The sequence below is a fragment of the Dethiosulfatibacter sp. genome (assembly GCF_983023055.1).
On sequence record NZ_CEZJXU010000056.1, the window covers coordinates 1 to 8,283 of the forward strand.

At 36.2% G+C, this 8,283-nt stretch carries 4 protein-coding genes; all 4 read right to left on the minus strand.

The genetic code is table 11. The annotated features are described in order from the left end of the window. A partial coding sequence (gene hutU, locus AC3AX0_RS03485) for a urocanate hydratase (protein ID WP_487548917.1) occupies positions 1-1,856 on the minus strand: 1,856 nt, incomplete at its 3' end. A gap of 276 nt (positions 1,857-2,132) precedes the next feature. Further along, complete coding sequence (locus tag AC3AX0_RS03490) at positions 2,133-5,561, minus strand: pyruvate carboxylase (RefSeq protein ID WP_487548918.1); 3,429 nt, start codon at positions 5,559-5,561, stop codon at positions 2,133-2,135. A 397-nt stretch (positions 5,562-5,958) separates the two neighbouring features. After that, complete coding sequence (locus AC3AX0_RS03495; RefSeq protein WP_487548919.1) at positions 5,959-7,338, minus strand: 2-isopropylmalate synthase; 1,380 nt, start codon at positions 7,336-7,338, stop codon at positions 5,959-5,961. Between the two features lie 311 nt (positions 7,339-7,649). Further along, positions 7,650-8,147 carry a flavin reductase family protein gene (locus AC3AX0_RS03500; RefSeq protein WP_487548920.1) on the minus strand — a complete coding sequence of 166 codons (498 nt, stop codon included), beginning with the start codon at positions 8,145-8,147 and terminating at the stop codon, positions 7,650-7,652. Between the last annotated feature and the right edge of the window lie 136 nt (positions 8,148-8,283).

Here is an 8,283-nt window from a genome sequence, read left to right on the forward strand (position 1 = left end):
GGAATAGCTTTCCTAAGTATTTCATCAACTCTTTCGCTACCGTCAAGAACCATACCGAAACCACCGTTGATAGACTTGCTGATTCCAACTCCTCCACCATTGTGAAGAGCAACCAGACTCATTCCTCTTGCTACATTTCCAGCGAAACATTGAACTGCCATATCTGCTGTTATATTACTACCATCTTTAATATTTGATGTTTCTCTATAAGGTGAATCAGTTCCGCCTGTATCGTGATGATCTCTACCAAGCATTACAGGTCCTATTTCTCCATTTCTAACCATTTCGTTGAACTTAAGAGCTATATCTCTTCTTCCTAAAGCATCCTGATAAAGAATTCTTGCCTGAGTACCTACTACAAGCTTGTTCTTTTCTGCATCTCTTATCCATACCCAGTTATCTCTGTCCTGACCTCTTCTATTAGGATCAATAACGGACATTGCTGCTTTGTCAGTCTTACCTAAGTCATCATGTTTTCCACTTAAACATACCCATCTGAACGGTCCATATCCATAATCAAAAAGCTGTGGTCCAAGAATATCTTCAACATATGAAGGGAATACGAATCCTTCACTTGTATCTACTCCGTTTTTAGCTATATCCTTGGCCCCTGCATCATATACTGCTCTCATGAATGCATTTCCATAGTCGAAGAAGTAAGTTCCTCTTTCAGTAAGAGTCTTAACAAGATGATAGTGCTTGACTAGTGATTCATCAACAAGCTTAGCAAAAGCTGCTTTGTCATTTTTAAGCATTTCCGTTCTCTCTTCAAACGATACTCCCTGTGGACAGTATCCTCCATCGTAAGGTACGTGACAAGAAGTCTGGTCCGAAAGTAACTCTATATGCTCGTTTTTGTCTACAGCATATTGAAGAAGATCTACAATATTACCATGATATGCAATTGATATAGTCTCTTTCTTTTCCATATATTCGCGAGCCATTGCAAAGGCTTCTGCCAAGTCAGTAGTGGCTTTTGAAACCCATCCCTGGTCAAGTCTTGTCTTGATTCTAGAAAAGTCAACCTCTGCTATAATACCTACACCGTTTGCGATTTCTATTGCCTTAGGCTGTGCTCCACTCATTCCACCAAGTCCTGATGTAACAAACATGTGTCCTTTAAGATCTCCATCTTCAGCAACACCAAGCTTCATTCTTCCTGCAATCAGTAAAGTATTGAAAGTACCGTGAACAATTCCCTGAGGTCCTATGTACATCCATCCACCAGCAGTCATCTGTCCGTAACTTGATACTCCCATTGCAGCAGCTTTCGACCAATCTTCAGGATTGTCGAACATACCAATCATAAGTCCGTTTGTAAGCAATACTCTTGGACTTGTTTTATGTGACTTAAAAAGTCCCGTTGGATGTCCAGACATAAGAACAAGAGTTTGCTCATCAGTCAGTTCTTCCAGATATTTCATTATCAGTCTATATTGCATCCAATTCTGGCAAACTTGTCCAGTTTCTCCATAAGTAACAAGTTCATAAGGATAAAGACAAATTTCGAAGTCAAGATTATTATCTATCATTACTTGGAATGCTTTACCTTCCGTACAATTTCCCTTATACTCATCTATTGGTTTTCCATAAAGTTTTCCTACAGGTCTATATCTGTATCCATAAATTCTACCATGAGTCATAAGCTCGTCTAAAAATTCAGGAGCTACTGTTTCGTGATGCTCTTCAGGTATATATCTCAAAGCATTTTTTAGAGCAAGCTTGATTTCCCTGTCAGTCAAAGTAAGTTCTCTCATTGGAGCTCTTCTATACTGTGGATCAAACTTCGGATACTCTGGCAATTCTGCATCTAATTTAATTGTCATTGATTGTGAAATGTCTAAATTGTTTAACATTTTAGTTCCTCCTAATATTACTGACCAATAAGTCTATTAATTTGTTTTCATTTTATATTCAAAGCGTCTATAATTCGTCTACAGTGGAAAAAAAATATTTTTTTCGACATTTACTATGGTTCCGACCAGTTACTTCCTTTAAATGACAGGGTAAAATAATATAGCCGGACAGTTCCCTACTCCTTCAGCACAACAATCTTGATTTAACAAGGAAAACTTTAGTCAAAAATAGACGTCGACATTAATGTCGACGTCTTGAATACTAATTATTTAATTTTACTCAACTACCGCAATAAGCTCTCCGGCTTCTACCTGCTGTCCTTCTTTTACATGCATGTCTATGATAGTACCCGTAACCGGAGACAGAATATTTGTTTCCATCTTCATCGCTTCTATTACAGCAATAGGAGTTTTTGCATCTACCTGATCCCCTTCCTTTGCTAGAACCTTGATTATTGTTCCAGGAATGTTGGCACCTATCTCTCCAGGTATTTCGACATCAGCCATCTGCTTAGAAACTCCATTGGCTACAGTCTTTGCACTTTCGTCTTTGACATTAATAACCCTTCTGTTTCCATTAAGTTCAAATACTATGTCTCTGAATCCTTCATCACTGATTTTCCTTACTTCAATAAGCTTTATAACAAGTAACTTTCCTTCATCAATTTTGACTTCGCAGGTTTCCCCTTCAGTCAATCCATGGAAATAAATGTCACTTCCCATATATTTGAATGCTCCAGTATCCTCTATATATTTAAGGTAATCTTCATACACCTTTGGATAAAGAGCATAACTTAAAACATCCTTGTCATCACTTTCCATATTGTAGTTTTCATCCAGATGTGATTTGATTTTATCAAAATCCTCATCAGGCAACAACTCTCCAGGTCTAGTATAAATAGTTTCTTTTCCTTTAAGTACAAGTTGTCTTAACTCTTCTGGGAAACCACCCATAGGCTGTCCCATCATTCCCTGAAAATAAGAAACCGATGAATCAGGGAAGTCCATTTCCTTGGCCTTATCATATATGTTTTCTGAATCAAGATCATTCTGAATCATGAATATTGCAAGGTCGCCTACAACTTTTGAAGAAGGAGTAACCTTTACAATATCTCCAAACATTTCATTTACAGTCTTGTACATTTCCTTTACTTCCTTAAATTTGTGTCCAAGACCAAAACTCTCAACCTGTGGTTTAAGGTTTGAATACTGTCCTCCAGGAATTTCATATTTGTATATTTCTGCAGTTCCCGACTTAAGACCGGATTCAAAATTGCTGTATACAGGTCTGACTGCATCCCAGTAATCAGATATTCCCTGAAGTTTGTCAAGACTAAGTCCTGTATCTCTTCCTGTATTTTCCATTGCCGCAACTACAGAGTTAAGTGCAGGCTGACTTGTAAGTCCAGACATAGAGTTAAATGCAGCATCAACAATATCCACATCTGCTATTGCAGCCATAAGTACTGTAGCTATACCGTTACCACTTGTATCATGCGTATGAAGGTGGATAGGTATGCTTATTTCATTCTTAAGAGCCTTTACTAGCTTGTTTGCAGCCATAGGTTTCAAGAGACCTGACATATCCTTTATTCCAAGAATATGAGCACCGGATTTTTCCAATTCCTTGGCCATATCCACATAATATTTAAGAGTATATTTGTCCTTTGTTTCATCAAGGATGTCTCCTGTATAACAAATACTGGCTTCAACAACCTTGCCCTGGTTAAGAACTTCATCTATTGAAATTTCCATTCCCTTTAACCAATTAAGAGAATCAAATATTCTGAATACATCTATTCCTGACCTAGCAGACTGCTTTACAAATTTTCTGATTACATTATCAGAATAATTCTTGTAGCCTACTGCATTTGATCCTCTTAAAAGCATCTGAAACATTACATTAGGAATTGCTTTCCTAAGTTCTTCCAGTCTTTCCCAAGGGGATTCCTTCAGGAATCTATAAGCTACGTCAAAAGTTGCTCCTCCCCACATTTCAAGAGAAAAAAGATCCTTTCCGATATCAGCCATGGCAGGTGCAATCTTCAGCATGTCTACAGTTCTCATTCTTGTAGCCATTAGAGACTGGTGAGCATCCCTCATTGTAGTATCAGTCAAAAGTAGTTTCTTTTCATTTCTAATCCAGTCAACAAGACCTTCAGGTCCCTTGCTGTCAAGAATCTGCTTAGTACCTACATGGTTTTCTATTTTTTCATATTTTGGTATCCTTGGAACGTCAAACTGAGGTTTCTCTCCCCTTGCTTCATTGACTACAAGATTTCCTATATATTTAAGTACTCTTAATTCCTCATCCGCTCCACTTCTTGTGTCAAGTAACTCTGGATTTTCTGCAATGAATCCCGTATCACAGTTTCCAGCTTTGAATGTATCATGATTAAGTACATTAAGCAAAAATCCGATATTTGTCTTTACCCCTCTGATTTTGAATTCCTTCAGGGCTCTAGTGGATTTCCTAATGGCATCATCGAATGTTCTTCCATAGGAAGTAACCTTAACAAGCAAGCTGTCATAATACGGACTTATTACAGCACCTGTAAATCCATTTCCTCCGTCAAGTCTGATTCCCAGTCCTGAACTTGAACGATATACATCAATTATACCCGTATCCGGTGCAAAATTATTCGAAGGGTCTTCAGTAGTAACACGACACTGAATCGAAAATCCTCTGATTTTAACATCATCTTGTGATTTTATTCCTATTTCATCGGAACCCAGAGCAAATCCTTCAGCTACCATAATTTGAGCCTGAACTATATCAATACTTGTAACCATCTCGGAAACTGTATGCTCAACTTGAATCCTTGGATTCATCTCTATGAAGTAATGGTCACCCTTTGAGTCCACAAGAAATTCCACAGTTCCAGCATTTCTATAATTTACGGCACCAGCAATCTTCAGAGCATCATTACAAATTGACTCACGTTGCTCATCCGAAAGACAAATTGCAGGTGTAAATTCTACTAATTTTTGATGTCTTCTTTGTATTGAACAATCCCTGTCATAAAGATGAACAAGATTGCCATATTTGTCCCCAAGTACCTGAACTTCTATATGTTTTGGCTTTTCAAGATATTTCTCAATAAACATATCATCAATTCCAAAAGCCTTTTTAGCTTCATTTTTGGCGCTTCTGAATTCAGAAAGAAGGTCTTTCTCTTCTCTTACTATCCTCATTCCTCTGCCACCTCCGCCTGCAGCAGCTTTCAGCATTACTGGGTATCCGCAGTAGTTAGCAAACTTCTTGGCATCCTTGTCAGAATGAACAGCTTTTTCTACACCTGGTATAGTAGGTACTCCTACTTCGTTGGCAACCAATTTTGACTTTATTTTGTCGCCCAGCCTATCCATCATTATATGGTCAGGACCGATAAATTCAATACCTGCCTCTTCGCATTTTCTAGCAAATTCAGTATTTTCAGCCAAAAATCCATATCCAGGATGAATTGCATCTGCACCTTTGGATGAAGCAAGACTTATTATCTCATCAATACCCAAGTATGCTTCAACTGGACCTTTGTTCTTTCCTATTTGATACGACTCATCCGCCTTTGTTCTGAAAAGGGCATTTTTATCTTCCTCCGAGTAAATTGCCACCGATCTTATTCCAAGCTCTCTACAAGCCCTGAATATTCTTATGGCAATCTCACCCCTGTTTGCAACTAATATTCTTTTGAATTTTTTCATTTAATCAAACACCACCTTACGATTTTACTGTTTATTTCATCAATAATATATTTTATCATATTCTAAGAAACAATATACAGCTAATTAATATTCTCAGGGCATCGAGCCCTTCAAATCTTCTGACATTCAAACGAGTAATAATTCCCAGAAACCGGAATTATATTGAACGTCATGTAAATAAAAATGGAGCTATAAACTCCATTTCAATTTGTTTTATAATAGTTAACAGTTTAACAAACTTTTATTAATTTATCAAGCGATTTTTCTATTTTTTTTAATTATTTCTTCGCTAAACTTAATTTGTATTTAGTCTTCCGGTATTCTCGCACGAGTGTTAGCGATTCGCGAACGCTTTTTTTATGACTGGAATTATTTTATGAAATTCTTCATTTTATTTTTATAAAACTTCCTTTTTGTCATCATTCATATCATTTTCAGATTCATTAAAGGCATTACCAAATATCTGCTCTGTAAATTTAACCATTTCCTTATCACTAATAGCAGTAGTTCTTCCAGCATCGAATTCTGTATCTATGAGATTCTTTATAAGACTTATCCTTGAATCCCTTTTAGATATTCTCATATCTTTAGCAAGATCATAATAAAGGTTTATCCATCCAGAAATTCCTGCTACTCCAGAATACTGATTGACAACAATCTTTATATTTCTATTAAATATATCCTTACTATTGAAAGAATTGTAGATATCAGCATTTTTCATTATACCATCAGCATGTATTCCAGCTCTTGTAGAATTTGATTCTGCTCCCAAGAATGGCATTTTAGTATGCACCTTGAATCCGAACTCTTCATCAAAGAATGCCGCCACTTCATTAAGCATGGTAAAGTTTATCTTGTTTTTAGGTTCCTTAAGCTGGTGATATTCAACAAGCATCGATTCCATTGGACAGTTTCCCGTTCTTTCACCAATTCCCAATAGAGTAGTACTTACAGAGGACGCTCCGTACATCCATGCTGCCGTTGAATTGGCAGTACAGTAATAATAGTCGTTATGTCCGTGCCATTCCAGTTGCTCTGATTTTAGACCTGTAAGATTCTTAATATAGTAGACAAGTCCAGGTACGCTTCTTGGAAGTTTGTGTCCGTTAAATGGTTTTCCAACGCCAAGTGTATCGCATATTCTAAACTTTATATCAACTCCTGCAGCTTTTCCCATTTCATTTATGGCATTTACAAGTGGAACGACGAACCCAAACACATCAGCTCTTGTTACGTCTTCCAGGTGACATCTTGGCTTTATACCGTATTCCAATGCTTTTTCTATTGCACTTAAATAAAGACTAAATACCTGACTTCTACTTTTATTAAGCTTCTGGAATATATGGTAGTCCGAACATGACATAAGTATTCCAGTCTCTTTAACACCACATGATTTTGCAAGCTTCATGTCTTCGATTTTAGGTCTTGCCCATCCTGTGATTTCAGGAAATTTTAATCCTAAAGCTTGACATTTTTCCAATGCTTCTCTATCTCTTTTTGAGTACATGAAAAACTCTGATTGTCTGATTAATCCATTTCCATTGTCCAATTTATTTAACATCTTGAATATCTTTTCTATTTGTTCAACAGTAAATGATTCCATAGACTGCTGTCCGTCTCTAAATGTTGTATCTGTAATCCATATATCTTCAGGCAGATCATATGGAAGTGTAACATTGTCAAATTTGCTTACTGGAAACTTCTCATAAGGAAAAATTCCTTTAAATAAATTAGGTTTTATAACATCTACTATTTGTGAATAATTATTATCTACCATTCTTGTTCTCCTCCATCATTTATGCAAGTATTTTATAATTAGTTTCATGCATGGTCAAAAAAATACCGTTGCATGGCAAATATCAGGAAGAAAAATCTCAATTACAACTATAATTCGTTGATTCTTCTTAATACTTACTTACTACAACTTGCTTTATCATGTTTCTATGATATCAAATTTAGAGATTATAGTCAAGGGGTTTTTGCAAGTTGGTTTATTTTTCTTGCATTTGATATTTTCGAGCTTATTCACATTATTGAATAAAAAATCCTTCCCTAATACTTAATTTTATTAGGGAAGGATTTTTTATTCTACACAAACTTCAATAAATCGATTTTTTTGTAATCTACATTATCTTTTTCATTCAGTACTTCTTCGTCGGCATGAATACACTCTACTTTTCCGATGAAAAGAACATGTGATCCTGTTTCTATACTATCAACTATTGTACACTCCACATTAATGGGGCAATCCACAAGCAAAGGAGCGTCAACTACGGTACCATCCTTGGTTTCCATTCTAAGTTCCTTGAGCTTGTCAAAATCTTTTCTGCTCTTCGAACCAAGGTATGCATATTTTTCTCTCATACTTTCAGTAACAAGGTTTACGACAAATACTCCAGATTCCTTAATCATATTATATGAATATCTGCTTGGTACTATTCCTACAGCTACCATTGGTGGATCAAAACTGCAGTTCATGGCAACTGCTACAGCAAGGGCATTATCCTCTCCATTGTGTCTGCAAGATACAAGTATATCCGGTCTGGGCTGAACAGAGTTTCTTAAATCTTTTACTTCTTTCTTCAAATCAAATACCTCCAAAATTATGTTCATTAAGATTATAATTTCAAAAATCGTTATTGTCAAATGCCTATTACTTGAATTCAATAATGTTTTCTCTATATCTTACTGGAACCTTTTTTATTTATGTGTCTAAAATTCT

Bases quoted from the DNA above. Each gene is read 5' to 3' on its own strand.
- AC3AX0_RS03495 (WP_487548919.1), bottom strand. From the start codon at position 7,338: ATGGTAGATAATAATTATTCACAAATAGTAGATGTTATAAAACCTAAT.
- AC3AX0_RS03490 (WP_487548918.1), bottom strand. From the start codon at position 5,561: ATGAAAAAATTCAAAAGAATATTAGTTGCAAACAGGGGTGAGATTGCC.